Annotated in this window: 18 protein-coding genes; 6 read left to right on the forward strand and 12 right to left on the reverse strand. The window is 64.5% G+C overall.

Annotation, left to right across the window (positions count from 1 at the left end; genetic code table 11):
- Nucleotides 1-363 precede the first annotated feature (363 nt).
- The 4 genes from C9I57_RS25670 to C9I57_RS25685 all read right to left on the reverse strand — a co-directional run bounded on the left by C9I57_RS25670 (nucleotide 364) and on the right by C9I57_RS25685 (nucleotide 2643).
- Entirely contained in the window at nucleotides 364-660 is a 297-nt protein-coding gene (locus C9I57_RS25670; protein ID WP_219909911.1) for a CCDC90 family protein, read from the reverse strand.
- 30 nt (nucleotides 661-690) lie between these two features.
- A complete protein-coding gene (locus C9I57_RS25675) occupies nucleotides 691-894 on the reverse strand; it encodes a helix-turn-helix domain-containing protein (protein WP_107153405.1) in 204 nt (67 codons plus the stop codon).
- 125 nt (nucleotides 895-1019) lie between these two features.
- Nucleotides 1020-1859, reverse strand: a complete 840-nt coding sequence (locus C9I57_RS25680) for a DUF2182 domain-containing protein (protein ID WP_258187817.1) — start codon at nucleotides 1857-1859, stop codon at nucleotides 1020-1022.
- A 13-nt stretch (nucleotides 1860-1872) separates the two neighbouring features.
- Nucleotides 1873-2643, reverse strand: a complete 771-nt coding sequence (locus C9I57_RS25685; RefSeq protein ID WP_107153406.1) for a DUF899 domain-containing protein — start codon at nucleotides 2641-2643, stop codon at nucleotides 1873-1875.
- A 134-nt stretch (nucleotides 2644-2777) separates the two neighbouring features.
- Here C9I57_RS25685 and C9I57_RS25690 point away from each other — a divergent pair, with 134 nt between their 5' ends.
- The 4 genes from C9I57_RS25690 to C9I57_RS25705 all read left to right on the forward strand — a co-directional run bounded on the left by C9I57_RS25690 (nucleotide 2778) and on the right by C9I57_RS25705 (nucleotide 7024).
- Complete coding sequence (locus C9I57_RS25690) at nucleotides 2778-3995, forward strand: helix-turn-helix domain-containing protein (RefSeq protein ID WP_107153407.1); 1218 nt, start codon at nucleotides 2778-2780, stop codon at nucleotides 3993-3995.
- 28 nt (nucleotides 3996-4023) lie between these two features.
- A complete protein-coding gene (locus C9I57_RS25695) occupies nucleotides 4024-4710 on the forward strand; it encodes a Vgb family protein (protein ID WP_107153408.1) in 687 nt (228 codons plus the stop codon).
- Nucleotides 4711-4803: 93 nt separating this feature from the next.
- Nucleotides 4804-6258 carry a multidrug transporter subunit MdtD gene (gene mdtD / locus C9I57_RS25700; RefSeq protein WP_107153409.1) on the forward strand — a complete coding sequence of 485 codons (1455 nt, stop codon included), beginning with the start codon at nucleotides 4804-4806 and terminating at the stop codon, nucleotides 6256-6258.
- A gap of 91 nt (nucleotides 6259-6349) precedes the next feature.
- A complete protein-coding gene (locus C9I57_RS25705; RefSeq protein WP_107153410.1) occupies nucleotides 6350-7024 on the forward strand; it encodes an HAD family hydrolase in 675 nt (224 codons plus the stop codon).
- A gap of 36 nt (nucleotides 7025-7060) precedes the next feature.
- Here the strand turns inward: C9I57_RS25705 and C9I57_RS25710 are convergent, their stop codons facing one another.
- The 4 genes from C9I57_RS25710 to C9I57_RS25725 all read right to left on the reverse strand — a co-directional run bounded on the left by C9I57_RS25710 (nucleotide 7061) and on the right by C9I57_RS25725 (nucleotide 13044).
- Nucleotides 7061-9850: an Hsp70 family protein gene (locus C9I57_RS25710; RefSeq protein ID WP_107153411.1), complete on the reverse strand. Its 2790-nt coding sequence runs from the start codon at nucleotides 9848-9850 to the stop codon at nucleotides 7061-7063.
- 5 nt (nucleotides 9851-9855) lie between these two features.
- Nucleotides 9856-11703: an Hsp70 family protein gene (locus C9I57_RS25715; protein ID WP_107153412.1), complete on the reverse strand. Its 1848-nt coding sequence runs from the start codon at nucleotides 11701-11703 to the stop codon at nucleotides 9856-9858.
- Nucleotides 11700-12254 carry a DUF2760 domain-containing protein gene (locus C9I57_RS25720; RefSeq protein WP_107153413.1) on the reverse strand — a complete coding sequence of 185 codons (555 nt, stop codon included), beginning with the start codon at nucleotides 12252-12254 and terminating at the stop codon, nucleotides 11700-11702. Before C9I57_RS25720 ends, C9I57_RS25715 begins: the two co-directional genes overlap by 4 nt.
- A 220-nt stretch (nucleotides 12255-12474) precedes the next feature.
- Nucleotides 12475-13044 carry a helix-turn-helix domain-containing protein gene (locus C9I57_RS25725; protein WP_107153414.1) on the reverse strand — a complete coding sequence of 190 codons (570 nt, stop codon included), beginning with the start codon at nucleotides 13042-13044 and terminating at the stop codon, nucleotides 12475-12477.
- Nucleotides 13045-13166: 122 nt separating this feature from the next.
- On the opposite strand from C9I57_RS25725, the gene C9I57_RS25730 reads away from it, so the two are divergent.
- Together C9I57_RS25730 and C9I57_RS25735 are read left to right on the forward strand one after the other, a co-directional pair.
- Nucleotides 13167-13892 (forward strand): SDR family NAD(P)-dependent oxidoreductase, encoded by a 726-nt coding sequence (locus C9I57_RS25730; protein WP_107153415.1) that lies wholly within the window; start codon nucleotides 13167-13169, stop codon nucleotides 13890-13892.
- Between the two features lie 2 nt (nucleotides 13893-13894).
- Nucleotides 13895-15010, forward strand: a complete 1116-nt coding sequence (locus C9I57_RS25735; RefSeq protein ID WP_107153416.1) for an S-adenosylmethionine:tRNA ribosyltransferase-isomerase — start codon at nucleotides 13895-13897, stop codon at nucleotides 15008-15010.
- Here C9I57_RS25735 and C9I57_RS25740 read toward each other — a convergent pair.
- The 4 genes from C9I57_RS25740 to C9I57_RS25755 form a co-directional block, all read right to left on the reverse strand.
- Complete coding sequence (locus tag C9I57_RS25740; RefSeq protein WP_258187822.1) at nucleotides 14930-15841, reverse strand: NAD(P)-dependent oxidoreductase; 912 nt, start codon at nucleotides 15839-15841, stop codon at nucleotides 14930-14932. The two genes, C9I57_RS25735 and C9I57_RS25740, sit on opposite strands and share 81 nt — an antisense overlap.
- 37 nt (nucleotides 15842-15878) lie before the next feature.
- Nucleotides 15879-17597: a SulP family inorganic anion transporter gene (locus C9I57_RS25745; protein WP_107153417.1), complete on the reverse strand. Its 1719-nt coding sequence runs from the start codon at nucleotides 17595-17597 to the stop codon at nucleotides 15879-15881.
- 85 nt (nucleotides 17598-17682) lie between these two features.
- The gene (locus C9I57_RS25750) at nucleotides 17683-18927 is read right to left on the reverse strand and encodes an ABC transporter permease (protein ID WP_107153418.1); all 1245 of its coding nucleotides are present in this window, start codon (nucleotides 18925-18927) and stop codon (nucleotides 17683-17685) included.
- Between the two features lie 69 nt (nucleotides 18928-18996).
- The gene (locus tag C9I57_RS25755; protein ID WP_107153419.1) at nucleotides 18997-20517 is read right to left on the reverse strand and encodes a sugar ABC transporter ATP-binding protein; all 1521 of its coding nucleotides are present in this window, start codon (nucleotides 20515-20517) and stop codon (nucleotides 18997-18999) included.
- Between the last annotated feature and the right edge of the window lie 20 nt (nucleotides 20518-20537).

The following is a 20537-nucleotide window of genomic DNA, read 5'->3' on the forward strand; positions in this document are numbered from 1 at the left end:
ATACCGATAAGATCGGCGTTATGAAATTAGGTGGGAACGCGCGGCTTGTCAAGGCGCGGCTTCGTCTTCGGCTTGAGCGTAGGCACTAGGCTGGCGCTCTGCGAACAACACGGGAGCGAAATCTTTTCTATTGCCGGAGCTTTACGTGCTTAATCGCCCGCCCCGAAAATAGTAAGGTATTTGTCAATAATAAATATAAAGGCCGTTCTTTCTGTATTTAACGCAGCCAAGCAATCTATCGCTAACTCGTGAATTGGGAAAAGATTGAGCTGGATGCTGCATCACTATGCAACGCGGCATGAAGATTGCGAACCGGTTCGTTGCGAGCTTTTGCCGACGCCGCCGTTTGAGAAGAACGGCGGACTAGTGAATGAGCTTGAGCAGCCCGACGACCAAGGCGGTCATGCCGAACGTCGTGCCGATGTACCACTTGATCAACTCGGCTTTCATCTCGGACAGCCTTGCCGAGACACTCGCATCGAGCGCGGCCAGGTCTTGCTTCGTCGCAATCTGATCATCGATCATTTCGCGCAATGCGTGCGCCTGGCCCTTGGCCTGCTCGTGCGTAAAGCCAGCGGCCTCGAGCTTTTCAGCGTAAGCAAGCGTGTCAAAAACGATAGCCGTCATCGCGCGTCGAGGAAATTCGGTGAGGGGATCCATGGTAGCGCACCCAGACGTCAAATGCAATTTCTATGTTGCATTACGCTGCACGGTAAGCACCAAGCCTCGATACGCGTCGGCCTCCTTTGGCGGAACTGTCTGTCCCGTCTTTTCGTAGCGACCGATTTGCTGTCGCGTGAGGCCCCAGCGCTCCGCGAGCTGCGTCTGCGTGAGCCCGGCCTTCTTGCGCAGCGCCTGCGCGTCCTCGCCGTAAAGCACGTCGGTATCCCTCATGGGAGGTCCATCAAATGGAACATACATGTTCCACCATCATACCTCACCCGCTGTTCCTATCTCGAAATACGCCCGCCTCCGACAATACTCCTCGCGACGCTGAAAAGGCAAATAGCCGCGATGCGTCACCCCTGCAAGCCGGCATGCATGATCAGGCCCAGTCCCACCACGGCGACAACGGCACCGATGGCCCTTGCGATACGCTCGCCGCCCGGCGCGAGACGTTCGGTGGTAATGGCAACCGTCACGACAGTCATCATGCGCAAGTCCATCATCCCAACGACGAGCAAAACCGCCGTCAACCCGAGCGAGCAATAGCAGCAATGCAGACCAAGACGCAAACCGTGGAGCCATGCCGTGCCGGCGTCGGGGCGCAATTTGCGATCGCGCCCCGGTGCCTCGCGGCAGCAGGCGAGGTGGCGCATGTTCCACGCGGTGAACTGGAGCCCTCCGGCAGCTACCACGGCCATACCGCTCGCGATCGGAACCGCGCGCGCCAGCGCCGGCCAGGCCATCTCGGCTGCGGCAAGCGTGACGCCAATCGCAAAAACCGCCATGCCGATAAGCGTCCACACGAAGAAATAGCCCGCACCGACAATCGATGTCAGCCACGCTAGCCGTCTCGCGCCCCGGACATCGATCGCCCGGCCGTAGCGCAGGAGCATCGGCACCAGCGACGGCATCATCATTGCCGTCATCATGGCGACCCACATGCCGACGAACGATGCGGCGAAGCCGAGCCATGTCTGATCGGGCATCCGCATCCAGGCCATCGACATCGACCAGCCGCCCGCCATCGGCATTCCGTGCATGGCCGACATCGATGCGGACCAGACGACCGTGATCGCCGCGCCGATGACGAACAGCAGAGCCGACGTGCCGAACAGGGCTCGCTGGGAGGCGAATTCCGAGGCGATGGGCCGCGGTATCGCCCGCTCCGCGGGATGGTCTTCCCTCATGCTCATTTTGAACGCTGCCTCAACGCGTTTCGTACTCGTCATGGCGAAGCCACCAGAGGCCGTCCGCTTCGTTGCGTCCTTTCGGCGCGCGATCGAGCCACTGGTACATGCCCCAGAGGCCGTCCAGTCCTCGCGCATAAGTCGAGTAGGTGTGATAGACGACACCGTCCTCGAGGATGAATGCGCTCATGCCGGGCCGATCGCGCGTGTAGGTCGCCGCGTCGGTGCCGCATGAACTCGCAAACCGTACGACCGGTTCCGGCGGCTCCTTCATATCCATGGCATGACCGCCGCGCTCGTAGTTGTATTCGACGTCGCCCTTGCGCTGCTGCTCCTCGGTCACCGACACGTTGAAGTCGAAATTGAACTCGCTGCCGAGCGACGACGCCCAAGGAAACGTCCAGCCCATCCGCTGCTTGTACGCCTGCAGCTTCGCGAAAGGCGCTCGCGATACCGCCATCAGCATGACGTCGTGGTTCGCGAGGTGAATGGCGAAGCCGTTGAATCCATCCGCGATCGTCGAGCATGCCGGGCACCCCGCTTGGTAATCGGGCCCAAACATGAAGTGGTAGACGAGTAGTTGCGAGCGCCCTTTGAACAGATCCGCCAGCGAAACGTTGCCTTCCTCGGTGTCGAACCGGTAGTCCTTCTCGACGCGGACCCACGGCAGTGCCTGCCGCTGCGTCGCCAGTTCGTCGCCGCGTCGCGTCAGCTCCTTCTCGGCCTCGAGCAGCTTGATCCGCGCCGCAAGCCACTCGTCACGGGTGCCGGTTGCATGTGTCGTTGCCATTCCTTCCTCCTAAGGGGTTTCGTCGGGTTTCGTCGCTCGGTCGGTCCCCGATTCGACGTGCTAGTTGGTGAGCGTGGTGATAGATTAGGGCCGGGCGTCTGACGAGAGGGAGTGACAACTTTGGCGCGATTCGGATGGACTCGCTGATCGAAGCCGCGGCACGCGCGCTCGCGGCCGGAGATGCGCTCGGCGCGCTGAATCGCGTCGCGCTGCGCGGCGACGCGCCCGCGCTCGCGCTTCGAGGCATTGCCATGGCTCAGCTCGGAGACTTGGCGCGAGCGAAAGCGCTGATGCGCAGCGCGGCGCGCGCCTTCGGTCCTAAGGAAGCGTTGGCCCGCGCAAGGTGTGTCGTCGCCGAGGCCGAGATCGCGCTCGCTTCGCGCGAGCTCAACTGGCCAGCGAAGGCGCTGGACGCAGCACGCGCGACGCTCGAAGCGCATGGCGATCGACTGAACGCAGCCCACGCGCGGTACCTCGAAGTCCGGCGCCTCTTGCTGATCGGCCGCCTCGAGGATGCCGAGCGCTTGCTCGTCGGATTCGACGCCGCACCGTTCCCGCCCGCGTTGAAGGCGGCGCATGAGTTGATCGTCGCGGGCATGGCGATGCGGCGCCTTCAGGCAAAGGCCGCGCGTGCCGCGCTCGTCCGCGCCCGACACGCCGCGGCCCATTCGGGCATTCCTGCGCTAAAAGCGGAAGTCGAGAGCGCGGCCCTCCTGCTGTCGACGCCGGCGGCGCGGCTGATCGCGCACGGGCAAGCGCATCCGCTACTGCTCGAAGAAGTCGAAGCGCTGATGATGTCGGGCACGCTCGTCGTGGACGCTTGCCGGCATATCGTCGCCTGCAACGCAGCCCCCGCGATCCGTCTTGCACGGCGACCGGTGTTGTTCGCGCTCGCCCGCGCCCTCGCCGAGGCATGGCCCGAAGACGTGCCCCGAAACGCATTGATCGCCGATGCATTCCGGACGAAGCTCCCCGATGAATCGCATCGCATGCGGCTGCGGGTGGAGATGGCACGGCTGCGCGCAGCCATTCGGCCGCTCGCTGAGGTGGTCGCGACGAAAAGAGGATTTGCGCTGATCCCGCAGCATGCTCGCGAGATCGTCGTGTTGGCGCGGCCCGTCGAAGAGAAGCACGCGGCCGTTCTCGCATTGCTGGCGGACGGCGAATCGTGGTCGAGTTCCGCCGTGGCGCTTGCGCTCGGCGCCAGTCAGCGCACCGTGCAGCGGGCACTCGATTCGCTCGCTCAGAGCGGCAAGGTGCAATCGGTCGGCCGCGGACGGGCCCGTCGTTGGATGGCGCCGCCCATGCCGGCCTTGGCGACCACGTTGTTGCTCCCCGCTCGGCTAGTCTAGTGAATGACGAACACCTCAGGAGACGTGCATGAAACGATCGGCAGCCGAAATCATCCGCGAGTATGGCCCCTTTCCCGGCGTCGATGGCGTGCACGGCGTCAGCTATGACGGCCAGCATGTCTGGTTCGCGACCGGCGACAAGCTGCAGGCGTTGGACCCGTCGAGCGGGGAAACGCTACGCTCGATCGACGTCGAGTCGCGTGCGGGAACGGCGTTCGACGGAGAGCATCTCTTTCAAATCGCCGACGACCGCATCCACAAGATCGATCGCAAGACCGGGCGTGTGATCGCCACGATTCCCGCGCCGGGCGGAGGCGGCAACTCGGGGCTCGCATGGGCGGAAGGAACGCTCTGGGTCGGGCGCTATCGCGAGCGCAAGATTTATCAGGTCGACCCGGAAACAGGCGCCATTCTTCGCGCCATCGAGTCGAACCGCTTCGTCACCGGCGTGACCTGGGTCGACGGCGAGCTCTGGCACGGAACTTGGGAAGACGACGCGAGTGAGTTGCGGCGAATCGACCCGCAAACGGGCGAAGTGTTCGAATCCATCGAAATGCCGGAAGGCGTCAATGTCTCGGGGCTCGAGTCCGATGGCGGCGAGCAATTCTTCTGCGGGGGCGGTGGCAGCGGGAAGTTGCGGGCAGTGCGCCGACCGAAGCATGACGACGCAGCCGGTAGCGGTGCGGACCAACCTGGCGACGCCATGCGCGCCTGACCGAATCGGATTGAGGGAAGCCGCTAAAATAGTCGGACATTTTTTACCCATCGTTTTATCGTCTTCCCGAGCAGCCCCATCGTCCCATACCCCATGCGCGACATCACGACCGAGACCGAGATCGAGCCAGACAAAGCGCACGAGCGCAAATTGACGATCACGCTATGGCTCGTCGCCACGGGGTTCTTCATGCAGACGCTCGATACCACGATCGTCAACACGGCCCTGCCCGCGATGGCGCGCAGTCTCGGCGAGTTGCCGTTACGTATGCAATCGGTCGTCGTCGCCTACTCGCTGACGATGGCGCTGATGATCCCCGTTTCGGGCTTTCTCGCCGATCGCCTCGGCACGCGGCGCGTATTCTTCGCCGCGATCCTCGTTTTCACGGTGGGGTCGCTCTTTTGCGCGAGCTCGCGCGCGCTTTGGCAGTTGGTCGCGTCGCGCGTGTTGCAAGGCGTCGGCGGCGCCATGCTTCTGCCTGTCGGGCGCCTCGCGATTCTGCGCACGTTTCCGCGCGAGCGATACCTGGCGGCGCTCAGCTTCGTTGCCATCCCGGGTCTCGTCGGCCCGCTGATCGGCCCGACGCTCGGCGGCTGGCTGACCGACGTCGCGTCATGGCATTGGGTCTTTCTGATCAATGTGCCGGTCGGCGTCGTCGGCTGCGCGGCCACGGCGCTCTTTATGCTCGGCGAGCCATTGCCTTCGGCCGGCGGCTTCGACATCAAAGGCTATGCGATGCTCGCGCTGGCGATGCTGGCGCTCACGGTCGCGCTCGATGGTCTCGCGGAGCTCGGGCTCCAGCATGCCATCGTCCTCGTGCTGCTCATCTTCGCGTTCGCTTGCCTGACGGGGTACGCATTGCACGCCGCGCGCAGCGCGGAGCCGCTGTTCTCGCTCGACCTGTTTCAGATCCCGACTTTTCGGGTCGGTCTCCTCGGAAACCTCTTCGCGCGCATCGGCAGTGGGGCGATGCCGTACCTGCTGCCGCTTCTGCTCCAAGTGAGCCTCGGCTATTCGCCGTTTCACGCCGGCCTGATGATGTTGCCGGCCGCTGCTGCCGGCATGGCGTCGAAGCGCATCGTCGTCGAACTGATCACCCGGTACGGGTACCGCTCGGTGCTGCTCGTCAACACGGTGATCGTCGGCCTGACGATGGCGAGCTTCGCGCTCGTCGCGCCAAATCAGCCCATTTGGCTGCACATCGTGCAGTTTGCGATCTTCGGCGGTTTCAATTCGATGCAGTTCACCGCCATGAACACCCTCACGCTCAAGGACCTCGGCACCGCCGGGGCGAGCAGCGGCAACAGCCTATTTTCGCTGGCGCAGATGCTCTCGATGAGCCTCGGCGTCACCGTGGCCGGCGCGCTGCTCGGCACCTTCACGTCGTTGTTCGGCCATCAATCGTCCAATGAAACGCTCGTGGCGTTTCATGCGACGTACGCATGCGTCGGCATCATCACCGCGTCTTCGGCGTGGATCTTCGCGCAGCTCGCACCCGATACGCGTGGGCTCAGCGGTCACGGCGAAGCGCATATCGGAGAGGATTGAGCCGCGCGGTACGCACGTTGCTGCGCAGTCCCGACATCACGACTCGACGCCTGAGGCGTTGAGCGAACCTGAGGAAGAGGATCATCCACCCATGCGCATCGAGACATCGTTTCTTTTCGACCTCGACGGTACGCTCGTCGACAGCGTCTATCAGCATGTGCTCGCCTGGAAGGAGGCGCTCGACTCGGAGGGCATCGATCTTTCCGTCTGGCGCATTCACCGCAAGATCGGCATGAGCGGAGGTCTCTTCGTCAACCAGCTCCTGCGCGAAACGCACGATCAATTCAACGAGGATCGAGTCGAGCGTCTGCGCGTCGCCCATACGGCAGCGTATCAACGCCTGCGTAGCGAGGTGAAGCCGCTGCCGGGCGCCATCGCGCTGCTCGAAGCGCTGACGCGCGCAAAGATTCGATGGGCGATCGCGACGAGCGGGCGGATGGAAACGGCGAAGTTCAACCTCGAAGCGCTCGGCGTCGACCCGGAAGCAGCCGTCGTCGTCACGCGCGATCAAGTCAAGCACGCGAAGCCCGACCCCGATCTCTTTCTCGCGGCTGCCGATCGGTTAGGTGTGCCGATCGAACATACGGTCGTGGTGGGTGACAGCGTCTGGGACATGCTGGCGGCGCGTCGATGCCGGGCCCTCGGCGTGGGACTGCTCTCGGGAGGCTATGGCACCGACGAGCTCGAGAAGGCGGGCGCCCTGCGCGTCTATGAAGACCCCGCCGACCTCCTCTCTCATCTCGACGAAGTCGCGGCCCGGCCGTAGCGGATTGCGCTCGGCTTTCGCGAGCGAAGCACGACGTCAGCCGCCGATCAGCTTCAAACCGGCGGGCAGCGTCTCGCCGAAAACGCGCACCGAGTCGGCGTCGTCGAGCTCCACCACCTCGCTGACCATCCGCACCCATCGCGGCGGCGCGTTCGCCGCCTGCAACCGACGCGCGACGGTCTCGCGGACTTCGAGCGGCAGGTCTCGGGCCCGGTCGCCCGTCACGCGAGCGATCTGAAGCGCGGCAAAGACGGCCGATTCGACCTTCTTCCAATCCAGCGCCAGAATCGCTTCCAGCCATCGCGTCGCGACTTCGGGCGGCACCACGCCATGCGCACTGCCGTAGAACGGTCGACGCGTGCCGATCCGGCCGATCGCCCACCACTGCTGCTGATTCTCCGAGGGCTTGCGAAGTCGGTCGAGCAGCCGCTCCGCCATCTCGATCTTGCGCTCGACCGGTATTCGCTCGAGCGATGCGGAGACGAGGACCATGTCGGCATGGCCGACCTTCGCGGGATCGAACGGCATTTTGCGTCGCTTCATGTTGGCCGGATCGAGATAAGCCATCGCATCAAGCAACTGCAGTTGCGCCTCTTCGCCGAGGCCGCCCGCCGCGCGGCGCCAGAGCGTCCACCATTCGGACCAGACGCGGCCGTCGTTGACGTATTGAATGCCGTCGTCGAAGAGCGACCAGAGTTGATCGACGCGCCAATCGTCGAGCGGATAACCGAAACCGGGGCGAATGCAGTACCCAGCCAGATTGAGCCATATCCGCTCATGGTCCGCGGAGCGCCGCCGCCGACGCGCGCGCTCCCAAAGCGCACCGAACATCTCGCGAAGCAATGCGCTGTCCCAACTTTCGCGCGGCCCGAGCAGTTCCTCGAGCCGCGAGCGCAACCGCTTCGTTTCCTTCGGATCGACGCCGGCTGCGCGTGCGCCGAACGCTCGATCGATAGGCGCGATCGCCGCTTCGAGCGACGAATGCGCCGCCGTTTCAGACGCGGACGCGGCCTCCGCACCGAGTTCGCCCTGCCGCAATTGGAACTCGAGCAGCCATCGTTGCGCGGGGTCGTCGGCGCCGACGCAATGCATCTCGAGGGTGCCCACCTCGGTGAGCGAGGTCGCGAGCTTGACCGGCGTTTCGCGCGCCTCGCCCGTCCCCTGCGGCTGCACGACGGTCGCGATCGGCGGCAATCGCACGAAGTCGCCCGTCGAGAGATCGACGAGCTCGCCATGCCGGTAGGCCGTATCGGCCGCGGTCGAAACCAGATGGAAACGCACGGGGTGCCCGAGCCGCAGCGCAAAGAGCCGATCCTCGAGACGCACCTCGTGCCCCTCCTCGGTCCCCCTGGGCAAAAGACAGACACCGCGCTTCACGTCGCCGTCCTCATCGAGCACGAGCATGTAGCTGCGCGGCGAGCCGCCTCCGATCCTTGGCGCAAAACCTTTGCGAGCGAGGCTATAGGCAACGGCGCCGCGCGCGACGGCCACATCGGGATGATCGTTGCGCAGGACGTGCAACGGCCGTTGGCGCCATGCGCCGATCGTGTCGGCGAGACGGTCCGAGAGCAGCTGGCTGCGAAAGACGCCGCCATTGAGCAACAACGTATCCGGCATGGCCGCGGCCGCGCTCGCGTGCTCCGGCAATTTCAACGCTTCGCGCGAGGGTCCGTCGAAGCGACTCAAGAACGCAGCGATGTGTCGCGTGATGGCGGGGTCCGCCGCATAAGGCAACCCGAACTCGACGATCGCGCCTCGCGCGCGACGAGGCGTTTCGCCTGGCTCGACGACGGGGAAAAATCCGTCGACGACGACGCGCTCCGCTTCCTCTCGGTCCAGCTCGGCCGTTCGCGCTCCGCCGACCAGTCTCGCTCCGGCGGACAGCAGCGTGATGGCGACCGAGTCGCGTGCGTCGTCCGACAGGAGCTGCTCCTTTGCCGCCCGACACCGCTCGACGAGCTGCGAGAGGCTCGCCGCCGACAAGCGTGTATCGCCCGAGGCAATGCGCGTTTCGACGAGCCGCGCAAGCGCGAGATCCATGTTGTCGCCGCCGAGCATCAGATGGTTGCCCACACCGATGCGCGTCAATTGCGGCTCGCCGTTGTCGAACTGCACTTTGATGAGCGTGAGATCAGTCGTGCCGCCGCCGACATCGCAAATCAGCACCAGTCGCGTATCGGCAAGCTCCTCCTTCAGCGTGGCGCGATGACGGAACAGCCAGTCGTAGAACGCAGCCTGAGGCTCTTCGAGCAGCCGCAGGTCGGGCAGCTTCGCGATGCGCGCCGCTTCGAGCGTAAGCGCGCGTGCGCCATCGTCGAACGACGCGGGCACCGTGAGCACGACATCCTGCTGCTCGAGCGGAGCGTGCGGAAAGCGGTGGTTCCAGGCGCGGCGCAGATGAGCCAGGTAGCTGGCGCTCGCGATGACGGGCGATACCTTGCCGACTTCGTCGTCGGCGCCCCAAGGCAGAATCGGCGCGAGACGATCGACCGAAGCATGCGAGAGCCAGCTTTTTGCGCTCGTGACGATGCGGCCCGGCACCTGCGCGCCGAGCGCCCGGGCGAGCTGGCCGATGACGGCCGGCGGCTCGGCGCCGACCTCGCCGTCTTGCCCGGCGCGCGTCCACGGCAATTGCAGGTCGCCCTCATGGAGCTCGCCGGGTGCCGGGTGATACCGCACCGACGGCAGAAGCGGCCGCGCGCCGACTTCACCGAGACTCACGAGCTGGTCGACGTCGAAGACACGAATGTTTTCCGATCCCGCCTCGACATAGGCGAGGACCGTGTTGCTCGTGCCGAGGTCGATGCCGACCGTGTATTGCTTCATCGAATTCAGCCGACGGCCCCTCCGCGCACATCGAATTCGACCTTCCAGCGCTCGTCGGTCCCGCGCGGGATCGCTTCGAGCTCGAGCGTCCCCGATTCGGTGACGCGCGCATGAAGCTTGACCGGCACGACTTCGCCGGCCGTGCGCCCTTGCGCCGGCAGCGTCGCCTCGATCGCGTCGAGCTCCTGCAACTCGTCCGCCGACCACGCTTCGAGCATCGTGCCGACCTGATCCTGGCGGCGCACCGACGAGCCGAAAAACCGGAAATGAACGGGCTCGCCGACGACGAGACCGAACTCTTGCTCCGGCAAGTCCGCGTCCGTGCCTTCCTCCATGCCGAACGGCGCCACGCAAAGCGCTTGGATCGGCGGCTCGATGCCAGGAACGGCCGGCATCGCCGATTCGACGCCGACATAGTACGAACGCGCCGTGCCGCCGCGAATCCGCACGCCTTTGCCGCGCTTCACATAACCGTAATAAGCCGCGCCGCGCGCGACGGCAAGGTCGAAGTCCGCACCCGAGAGCAGACGCGCAGGCGCGGAGCCTTCGGCCGCGAGCCAACCGTTCAGCGCCTGCATGATGCGCTCGACCAACAGCGGCGACTTGAATACGCCGCCATTGAAGAGAACGGCGGTCGGATGCAGGAAGCTCACCCCTTCCACGCGCGCCTCGTTCAAGCCGTCGAGTTCGTCGAGCGCGCCGACCTGCCGGCCAAGAAAGGCGGCGAGATGCCTCGTGATGCCCGCATCCTGCGCATACGGCAGGCCGAGCCGTGTCAAGCCGGCCCTCGGCCGATTGATCGGTCGCGCCGAAACGTCGACTTGCGGGAAAAAGCCTTCGAGAATCGTTTGCGTCAGTTCCTCGCGCGTGAGCTCGGTCCGGATCGAGCCGCCGATCAGCTTCGAGCCGCGGCTCGGCACGACGAGCGGCGCGACGTCCGTATCGGTCGCCGTCAGCAGCGTCTCCTTCGCCGAGCGGCACGCGTAGGTGAGTGCGCGCAATTGCCACGCGTCGGCCTGCGTGCCTTGCGCGGCCAGCTTGCGCGCGACGACGTGCGCGAGCGCAAGGTCCATGTTGTCGCCGCCGAGCAGAATATGATCGCCGACCGCGACGCGATGCAGCTCGAGATTGCCCTCGCGCTCGACGACGGCGATCAGCGACAAGTCTGTCGTGCCGCCGCCGACATCGACGACGAGGATGATGTCGCCTACTCGTACCTCTTTACGCCAGGCCCCCTCGCTCTTTTGGATCCAGCTATAGAGCGCCGCTTGCGGTTCTTCCAGCAGCGTCGCGCGGCTGTAACCGGCCGCCTCGGCGGCCTCCGCCGTCAACTCCCTCGCGGCCGGGTCGAACGACGCGGGAATCGTCACGGTGATGGCCTGCTCGGCGAATGGCGCGTCGGGGTGCGCATAGTCCCACGCCTCGCGCAGATGCGTGAGATAGCGGACGGAACTCTCGAGCGGCGACGTGCGCGCAACCTCGGGCGGCGCGTCGCTCGGCAAAATGGCGGCGCGGCGGTCGACGCCGGGATGGCATAACCAACTCTTCGCGCTGGACACGAGCCGAATCGGCGTGCCGGCTCCCCGGCTGCGTGCCATTTCCCCGACGATGAAATCTCGTGCCGAAGTCCACGGCAGTGCGAGATCGCCCGGCGTCAATTCGCTTTCATGCGGGAGATAGAGGAAGGACGGCAGCAAATCGAGGGCTTCGAGCGCCCCCGGGCCGACCAGTTGCATGACGGGCATGACGTCCTGGCTCGTCTTCTCGCCGTCGCTCGCGGAGAGATCGACGTAGGAAAGCGCGCAATGCGTCGTACCGAGATCAATGCCGATCGAATAGCGCGGATCGCTCATAGCTCGATCTCCGCCGGTGCAATCACGGTCGCATCGTGACTACCCGTCAGCTTCGGCAGCCGGACCTCCTCGACGCGCCATCCACGATGGCTGATGCTGCCGCTGAACGGCGGCTTGCCGACAACGTTGCCCGTGAGCCGGATTGCCTTGGCATCGAAGTTCTCGGCCAACGTCACGCGACTGCCCTCGGCCTCTTCGCGCACTGGGCGAATGGTGAAATGCTCGCGCAGCGCCTTGCGGCAGCCTTCGTGCACGAGCCTCGCCGCCGCGCCGATGTCCGCATCCGCGTAGCTGGCGATGTCCTCCTCGACGAAATCGATCAAGCGCGCCTCGCGCTGAAGAAGTCCCAATAGCTGAAGCGCCGCATCCGGGCCCGTATCCTTGATCACGGGCGCGGCAGCGGTCGGGGCTTGGGGCGCCGCGGCGACGGGCGCAGCGCCTTCCCGCAAGCGGAGCACGCCGGCCGCGAACTCACGATCGGCGAGGATGGTAAAAAACGTGCCGATCGCGAGAGACAATCGACTGAAGAACGAAACGTTCGTTTCGGGCATGAGCAGTGGCTCCTTTGAGCTCGCTTGAACGACGAATTGACTTTCCCCTACTCGGCATCGATGGCCGGCAAAGGAACAAAAAGGGTCGGAAGGCCGATACGTGACGTGACCGGCGCTCTGCCGACGTGCGCAGACGACATTTTGCTTCAGGTGAGCCTTCGCAGCCCAGTTGCGCTCATTCGCGAGGCCTACCCGATGCAAGAACGGCGATGGATTGGCGCTACACGCCTGCCTTGGCAAGAATGACGATCGAAATGCCCAGCGCCGCCTGCTCCGCATCCTCGTTGCGATAGGAGTGCGCTACATGGCCGGGGAACGCGAGCACGTCCCCGGCGACGAGCGAGTGCCGTTCACCCGCGACGAACACGGTCACGGTGCCCGACAAGCAGGTGAAATATTCGCGCGTGCCAGGAAGATGCGGCGTACCGCGCATCGATGCACCTGGCGCGAACGCCATCGTATCGAGTATGCCGTCCGGTACCGGCTCGGGCACAAGCGGCCGGACCGTCAGGCCGGTGCCGCGATTCGATGCCGGCACTTCGCTGGCTGCCCATTTCCGCACCTTCGCGCGAGGCGATGCGAGTAACTCGTCTATCGGCGCCGCAAGCGCCCCCGCGACCTTCATCAGTACGGCGAGCGATGGATTGCCCTCGCCCGACTCCAAGTTCGCTATCGTCGATCGAGGCAGCCCTGAAACCTTTGCCAGTGCGTCTTGCGTCAGCGAACGCGCATGTCGCAAGGCCACGAGATTGCGGGCGAGATGGTGAGCAGCCTGTTCTACTTCGTCCATCGTATCGACTTTCCGACAAAGTTTTAGACATCACGCTGGAGCGTGCACCGCAGTGTCGCCATTATCGGTCATACGGAAACCGCCGGTTGTGCACCGGCAGAACCTGGACGAGGAGAACGATCATGGAGCAACCGCTCAGCCTTGCAGGCATACGCGCCGCGATCACCGGGGGCACGTCCGGACTCGGCCTTGCCCTAGTCGATGAGCTTCTAGCGCGCGGAGCGCGAGTGGCCTTCGTCGCGCGGGACGCCGGGCGCGTCGCATCTGTGGCCGGCGAACGCCCGTACGCGACGGGCTTCGCGGCCGACGTCTCACGCAAGGACGACATTTATCCGCTCGCGATGCAAATCACCGGCGTGCTCGGCGGCGTCGATGTACTCGTAAACAATGCGTCGTCGCTCGGTCCCGTGCCGCTGACGTTGCTTGGCGACACCGATTGCGAGGACCTCGAAGTGGCGATTGCCACGAACCTGCTTGGACCATTCCGTCTGACAAAGGCGCTTTTAGGCGCTCTCGCCGCCGCGGCGCGCGAGCGAGGCGGCGCAGTCGTACTGAATGTATCGAGCGACGCGGCCGTCGAGCCGTACCCGACTTGGGGCGCCTATGGCGCGAGCAAGGCTGCGCTTCGTCACATGAGCCGCATTTGGGACGAGGAACTACGTGCCGAGCGCATTCGCGTGCTTTCGCTCGATCCCGGCGATATGAATACGCCGTTCCACGCACTTGCGGTGCCTGACGCGGACATCGCGACGCTCAAGCGCCCAGCTGACGCGGCACGCGAATTTGCCGACGCCATCGCATCTACGCTCGAGGAAATGCGTCACCTGCCAGCCAAAGGAGAAATGTGAGCATGGAAGCGGCAACCACACCGGTCCAGCGACCGAAGAATGCACGACTACTTGTCGTCGATCGCTACGGGAAGATCGAGCATCGCGCTCGTAGTGCGTTGGTGGGTCTGCTGCGCCGCTGCGATTGCGTGATCGCCAATGATGCCGCAACGCTGCCCGCGAGCCTGTCCGGCGTCCTCGAACGCACGGGCGCGCGCGTCGAATTGCGGCTAGCCGGCCGTTCTTCGCTCGAACCCGACGACGTTCGAGACTTTCGTTGCGTCGTTTTCGGCGACGGCGATTTTCGTACGCCGACTGAAGCTCGCCCAGCCCCGCCTCCGTTGACGCTCGGCGAGCGTATCGTGCTCGGAGCGCTAAACGCTACCATCGTCCGACTCCTCGACCATCCGCATTTGATCGAGATCCGATTCGAAAGCGAGCCGGTACGGATCTGGCACGAACTCGCGGTGCATGGCAAGCCAATTCAGTACTCCTACATGGTCGATCCGCTTGCGATGTGGGATGTCTGGACGCCCATCGCCGCGCATCCCGTTGCGTTCGAACCTCCATCGGCGGGTTTTGCTCTTGACTGGCATATGTTGCGCGAATTGCGTGAGAAGGGGGTGGCATTCGCAACATTGACGCATGCGGCGGGATTGTCAACGACTGGCGATCCGGCGCTCGATGCGAAGTTGCCGTTCGACGAGTGCTACAGGATCCCCGCGGCGACTGCCGCGTTGGTCGAAGCCACACGCAAGCGCGGTGGACGCATTGTCGCCATCGGGACCACTGTGGTGCGCGCTCTGGAGGCCGCGGCAAGTGTCGATGGCACGGTACAAGCGGGCGACGGTGTCGCGCGTCAGCACATTGGTCCGCGAACGAAGCTCAAAGTCGTCGATGCAATCGTGACAGGCACACACGAACCCGATTCCAGCCACTACGCGCTGCTCGGAGCATTCACCGATGAGTTGACGCTACAACGCGCGGAGGCCGCACTCGAGGCGTCACACTATCGGACACATGAGTTCGGCGATTCAATGTGGGTCGAGCGCCACTGCTCACGCCGATCCGCGCCTCGCATCGCTTCGTGCCTCGATGGCACGCACGACTGCCGCCATATCCTCGTTGCCGTGCCCTAGCGACACGGTCTCCGAATACAGCTGGAAGCAGATATCCAGCAGCGGCGATGCAAGATTTGCGTTGCGCGCCGCCTCAGTCGCCAGCCGATTGTTCTTCAGCACGTCGACGATCGAAGCCTGGACCTCGAAATTTTCGTTCACGAGCTTGTCGACCTTCACGCGCGATATGCTGCTCGCCATTTGACCCGCGTCGAGCACCGCCTGGAACTGCTTCATGTCGAGCCCGAAACGTCGCGCGAGATGCGCGGCCTCGGCAAGCGAAGTCACCATCGGAATCAGAAAGCTATTGACCGACAGCTTCATCAAAAGCGCGGACGGCACGGCGCCGCAAACCACCGTTTCATGACACATCGGCTTGAGCAGCGGCCGAACTTCCTCGACAGCCGCCGGGTCGCCCGCCATCATCGCCACGAGCTGCCCCGCCTCGGCCGGCTTGCGCGAGCCGGAGACCGGTGCTTCGACATAACGGCCGCCCGCCGAGCGGACATCGACCTCGAGCCCGCGCGAATAGTCGGCCGACGTCGTGCCCATGTGCACGATCGTATGTCCCGCGACGTTCGCGGCGAACGCATCGGTGCCGCGGCCGAGCACCGCGTCCAATGCAGCATCGGTTGCCATCATCGCGATCACGATGCGAGCCTCCCGGCAAACTTCCGCGACGCTCTCGGCGACTTGCGCGCCCGCTTCGCGCAATGCGTCGGCACGCTCCGGCGTACGATTCCAGACGACGAGCTCGGTACCGGCGCGCGCAAGGTTGAGCGCCATTGGCTGGCCCATGACACCGAGGCCGATGAACCCGATCTTCATAAGCGTCTCCCGTGTGCCCCACACCTTACCGCGACTTGCGACCGCGGCCGCCGAAATCGCGCTACAGACCGCCATTCACGTGCGCAGGCGGCTCGATCCCTACAACGGCAAGCGCCTCGTGGAGCGTTTCGAAGATGTTCGATGTGCCCACGATCGCGGTTACGCCATGCCGGTCCATATCCGAACGCAAGTAACTGTTGACGCGCCCGAAAATCACGCGGATGTTGCGCACGCGCAGATCTTGTATCAAGTCGCTCACAGTACGCGCCGCGGAGTAGTCGAGGTCGGTGATGGCCCCGGCATCGACGACGAACCAGTGCAACTCCTCGCGCGCCGCTTCGATGAGTCCGGCGACTTCCGAGCAAAAGAAGTGATCGTTAGCATAGAACAGATCCGCGCCGAACCGGTAGACGATGAGGCCCGGCGCGGTAATGACGCCGGGCCGCGACGGCATGGGAAGCCACCGTCCGCCCGGTGCGGCGGGAGAGAGCACCATCGTATGCGGATGATAGCTGTGCCGCACGTGCCGCATCATCGATAAGGCAACAGCGAGCAGAATGCCGTGCTCGACCCCCACCAAAACGACGGCGGCGGCCGTCACCAGAGCCAGCGCAAATTCGCCGGGGCTTTCGCCTCGAATCGCTTTCAGCGCCTGAACGTTGATGAGCCCCAGCGCGATGGTAAAGACGATGCCGGCCAGCACGCAACGCGGCAGATATTGGAGAAACGAGCTAAGGAAAAGCAGCACGACTACGACGACAACCGCGAACGCGAGTTGGCCCATCTGGCTGCGCGCGCCCGCGCGCTCGGCCATGGCCGTTTGCGTCGGACTGCCGTTGACGACGAACGTCCCGCTGAGCGCGGCCGCCGCATTGGCCGCGGCGAGCCCGAGGATGTCAGCGTTCGCGTCGACTTCCTCGTGGTGCGCCTGCGCGAACACCCGCGCCGCCGCGGCGCTCTGCGCGATGATCATCACGAAGCACGACGCGGCGACCGGCACGAGGTCGAGCAACTGCTGCCAAGTCACGACGGGAAAACGCGGCAGCGGCAGTCCGCCCGCTACCGGACCGAGTACCGACATGCCGTGCGCGGCGAAATCGAAAACCTTGCTGGCCGCGATGCTGCCCACCACCGCGATGAGCGACATGGGCACACGGGGCAAAAAGCGCTTGCAGCCGAGGATGGCGACGACGACGAGCGCCGTCAGCGCAACGGTCGGCGGATTGGCCTGCGTAAGATGGCCGGCGACGTAGACGAGTTGCGCAAAGCTTCGCGATGAAGGGATGGGCACCGTCATGCCGAACATATCGCCGAACATGGCGATCGATACTTGCACGCCCACGCCGGCGAGAAAGCCGATGAGCACGGTGCGGGAAAGAAAATCGGCAAGAAAGCCGAGCTTGAAAATGCGGGCAAGCAGCAACAGTGCCGCGGTCATAAGCGCGACCGAGCTTGCGAGCGTGATGTATTCGGCACTTCCCATCGGCGCCATCGCCGAAACGCGGCTTGCGAAAATGGTGGCGGTTGCGGAATCGGCCGCGACCACCAAATGACGGGATGCGCCGAAGAAGGCGAACGCGACGAGCGGAAGAAAGACCGTATAGAGCCCCGTCACGGCCGGCATGCCCGCGATGCGCGCATAACCGAGGACTTGCGGAATATCCATCGATGCGAGCGATATTCCGGCGAGGACATCGCGGAATGCCGCGGCGCGGCCGATCGGGAAAATGCCTTTCAGAAGACTGAACCTGGCCGACGAGCTTCCATTCGATTGGGGCATGCGTAAACCGTGAGGGGACGAAACGATCCGCGCATCGTGCCCCGAATCAGCTCGCTATGGCAAGCCCCCCCCCCGTCATGTCGCCCTAGCGTTTCATCCAGCGGATGCGCCCGATATCCGTCTGCTGCAGGAAGACAGCGATGACGATGATCAATCCTTTGAGAACCAATTGCGTGTTGCTGTCGATGTCGTTCAGCAAGAGGATATTGCCGAGAAAGCCGAAGATCAGCACGCCGACGACCGTACCCGAGATGCGCCCCATGCCTCCCATCAGACTGGTCCCGCCGATCACCACCGCCGCGATCGCATCGAGCTCCCACCCCATGCCGGCGTCGGCCTTGCCTTGTCTGTACTGTGCCGCGTAGAGCACGCCGACGAGCGCCGAGAGCATGCCGGAGATCGCATAGGCGATCATCTTCTGGCGATTGACGTCGAGGCCCGAGACGGTCGCGCAGGTTTCGTTTCCGCCGATCGCGTACAGGTACTTGCCGAAGACGGTCCGGTTCATGATGAAACCGAAAACGAGCGCTATGACGAGAAAGAAAAGCGCAGGCACCGGTACGAGGTTGAACAACAGCGCGCGCAGACCCTCGATGTCGGTCGATGCGTTGGTCCCGCTGTAGATCGAATAAACGGCGGTATCCTGCCCGGCGATGAGCCGCGCGGCGCCCAGCACGCCGACCATCGCGGCAAGCGTCACGATGAACGGCTGCATGCGGCCACGCGTGATGACCCAGCCGTTGATGCCGCCGACGGTGAAGCCCGCGAGCGGCACGATCCACAGCACCGCGAGAAGCGGCATCCGGTGCGCGGCATGCGAAGCGATGTACACACAGACAAGGGCCGCGCAGACGAGCGCGATCGCGGCGGGGACCGCATGCGCGGCCGACGCGCGTTTGCCTTGCGCGGGAACACGGGCGAGCCACGCACGCGACACCATGAAGATGACCGATGCTGCGGCGATTGCATCGAGCACGAGCGAAGCGCTGGTGGCCCGACTCCATCCTTCCGTGGTCAGCAGCATCGCGGTCAGCACACTGCCGAGACCCATGATCGCGCCGACGGAAAGGTCGATGCCGGCGGTAATGATCACGAGCGTCATGCCGATCGACATCACGCCGACGTTCGCCACCTGGCGGAACACGTCGGAGATGTTGGCGCTCGACAAGAAGATGTTGCTACCGTCGCCCGCATGCGGCGACGTCAGCGCGCCGACCACGAGCAGCACGATGAGCCCGAGGTAGTACTTGAGGTGCGTCATCAGGACGCTGAGATGACGGGTGCGCGTCGGCGAAGCCTGTTCGACGGCATGGTCCTGCGCTTGCAGCATGATGATTCTCCGTTTCGAGGCTGCGTTGGTTTCGACGGATTCGATCGAGCCGAGCCGAGCCAGCTCGGCTCATGGCGACGCGAGGCGGATGAGGACGTCCGCCGAAAACTCGCCGCGCGGCAGAATGCCCTTCGCCTGCCCCTCGCACAGCACGAGGATGCGATCGCAAAGCAGCATCAGTTCGTCGATCTCCGAGCTTGCAACGATCACGGTCACGCCCGAGCTCGCTGCCTCCAATATCTGCCGATAGATTTCGGCTTTCGCCGCGACGTCGACGCCGCGTGTCGGTTCGTCGAGCAGCAAGATTCGCGGCCGCGTCATCAGCCATTTGCCGATGATGAGCTTCTGCTGATTGCCGCCCGACAACGTCCTTGCCGGCTGAGCGAGGCTTCGATGCTTGACGCGCGAAGCGCGGGCCCGCTCGGCTGCCCATGCGCGGAGCCGGCCACGTCGATAGAACGGAAAGCCCGGCACGCGCGGCAGCGACGGCAACAATAAATTGGCTTCGAGCGAGTGGTCGAGCATGAGCCCGTCCTTCTTGCGGTCTTCGGTCACGAATGCCAGTCCGGCTGCGGCCGCCTCGCTCGGCGAGCGGAAGGGCCGACGATGCCCCGACACGGCAACGGCTCCTTCCAGCGCATAGGCGGACGTGCCGAAAATCGCCTCGAGCAACTCGGTCTTGCCTGCGCCAAGCAAGCCGGAAAGCCCGAACACCTCTCCCTCGAACACCGAGAACGAGACCTCGCGTACCATCGTCCTCGCCGGCGCCCGCAGCGTGAGATTGCTGACGTCCACCACCGTGTTCCGCGATCGCGGTGCGGCGTCCGCGTCGCGCTCAGGCGGCGCGAAGTCCTTGCCGATCATCATCGAAACGAGCGCCGTCGACGATTCGATCTGTGCGGTTCTCAGTGTCGAGATCCGGCGGCCGTCGCGCAGCACGGTCACGCGGTCCGCCACCTCGAAGATCTCGCTGAGCCGATGGCTGATCAGCACGATGCCCATGCCACGCTCGCGCAGACGACGGACCAGCCCGAGCAGCGCATGTGTTTCAGTATCGGAGAGTGCCGAAGTCGGCTCGTCCATGATCAGCACTCTCGCATCGGCAACGAGCGATTTCGCGATCTCGACGAGCTGCTTCTCGCCCACCCGCAACGTGCCGACGAGCGTGTCGGGGTGCGCATGGAAGCCAAGCTGATCGAGCGCGCGGCGCGCCGACGCACGCATCGCGGCGCGATCGGGAAAGCCGAACCGCGTGCGGATCTCCTTGCCGAGAAAGATGTTGTCGACGACGGACAGCGTATCGACGAGGTTCAGTTCTTGATGAATCAGCGCGATCCCGGCATCGATGGCGTCTTTGGCGCCGGCGAGACGCGCCGGAACGCCGCGCACGCGAATCGTGCCGCGATCGGGCGTATAGAGTCCGCCGAGCATTTTCATCAAGCTCGACTTGCCCGCGCCGTTCTCGCCGACGAGTGCATGCACCTCGCCCGCCGCCACGCCGAAATCGACGTCCGAGAGTACGGTACTGCCGTTGAATGAGATTGAAAGACCGGTTGCTTCGATCAGCGCCGTCGTCTCGACTGCTTGCATTCAGGCTCCTCGTGCAATCC

It is taken from the genome of Trinickia symbiotica, from assembly GCF_003028655.1.
Lineage (GTDB): Bacteria > Pseudomonadota > Gammaproteobacteria > Burkholderiales > Burkholderiaceae > Trinickia > Trinickia symbiotica_A.

Coding starts and splice junctions, on each gene's coding strand:
- C9I57_RS25670 (WP_219909911.1), bottom strand. CDS start 660: ATGGATCCCCTCACCGAATTTCCTCGACGCGCGATGACGGCTATCGTT.
- C9I57_RS25675 (WP_107153405.1), bottom strand. CDS start 894: ATGAGGGATACCGACGTGCTTTACGGCGAGGACGCGCAGGCGCTGCGC.
- C9I57_RS25680 (WP_258187817.1), bottom strand. CDS start 1,859: ATGAGCATGAGGGAAGACCATCCCGCGGAGCGGGCGATACCGCGGCCC.
- C9I57_RS25685 (WP_107153406.1), bottom strand. CDS start 2,643: ATGGCAACGACACATGCAACCGGCACCCGTGACGAGTGGCTTGCGGCG.
- C9I57_RS25690 (WP_107153407.1), top strand. CDS start 2,778: ATGGACTCGCTGATCGAAGCCGCGGCACGCGCGCTCGCGGCCGGAGAT.
- C9I57_RS25695 (WP_107153408.1), top strand. CDS start 4,024: ATGAAACGATCGGCAGCCGAAATCATCCGCGAGTATGGCCCCTTTCCC.
- mdtD (WP_107153409.1), top strand. CDS start 4,804: ATGCGCGACATCACGACCGAGACCGAGATCGAGCCAGACAAAGCGCAC.
- C9I57_RS25705 (WP_107153410.1), top strand. CDS start 6,350: ATGCGCATCGAGACATCGTTTCTTTTCGACCTCGACGGTACGCTCGTC.
- C9I57_RS25710 (WP_107153411.1), bottom strand. CDS start 9,850: ATGAAGCAATACACGGTCGGCATCGACCTCGGCACGAGCAACACGGTC.
- C9I57_RS25715 (WP_107153412.1), bottom strand. CDS start 11,703: ATGAGCGATCCGCGCTATTCGATCGGCATTGATCTCGGTACGACGCAT.
- C9I57_RS25720 (WP_107153413.1), bottom strand. CDS start 12,254: ATGCCCGAAACGAACGTTTCGTTCTTCAGTCGATTGTCTCTCGCGATC.
- C9I57_RS25725 (WP_107153414.1), bottom strand. CDS start 13,044: ATGGACGAAGTAGAACAGGCTGCTCACCATCTCGCCCGCAATCTCGTG.
- C9I57_RS25730 (WP_107153415.1), top strand. CDS start 13,167: ATGGAGCAACCGCTCAGCCTTGCAGGCATACGCGCCGCGATCACCGGG.
- C9I57_RS25735 (WP_107153416.1), top strand. CDS start 13,895: ATGGAAGCGGCAACCACACCGGTCCAGCGACCGAAGAATGCACGACTA.
- C9I57_RS25745 (WP_107153417.1), bottom strand. CDS start 17,597: ATGCCCCAATCGAATGGAAGCTCGTCGGCCAGGTTCAGTCTTCTGAAA.
- C9I57_RS25750 (WP_107153418.1), bottom strand. CDS start 18,927: ATGCTGCAAGCGCAGGACCATGCCGTCGAACAGGCTTCGCCGACGCGC.
- C9I57_RS25755 (WP_107153419.1), bottom strand. CDS start 20,517: ATGCAAGCAGTCGAGACGACGGCGCTGATCGAAGCAACCGGTCTTTCA.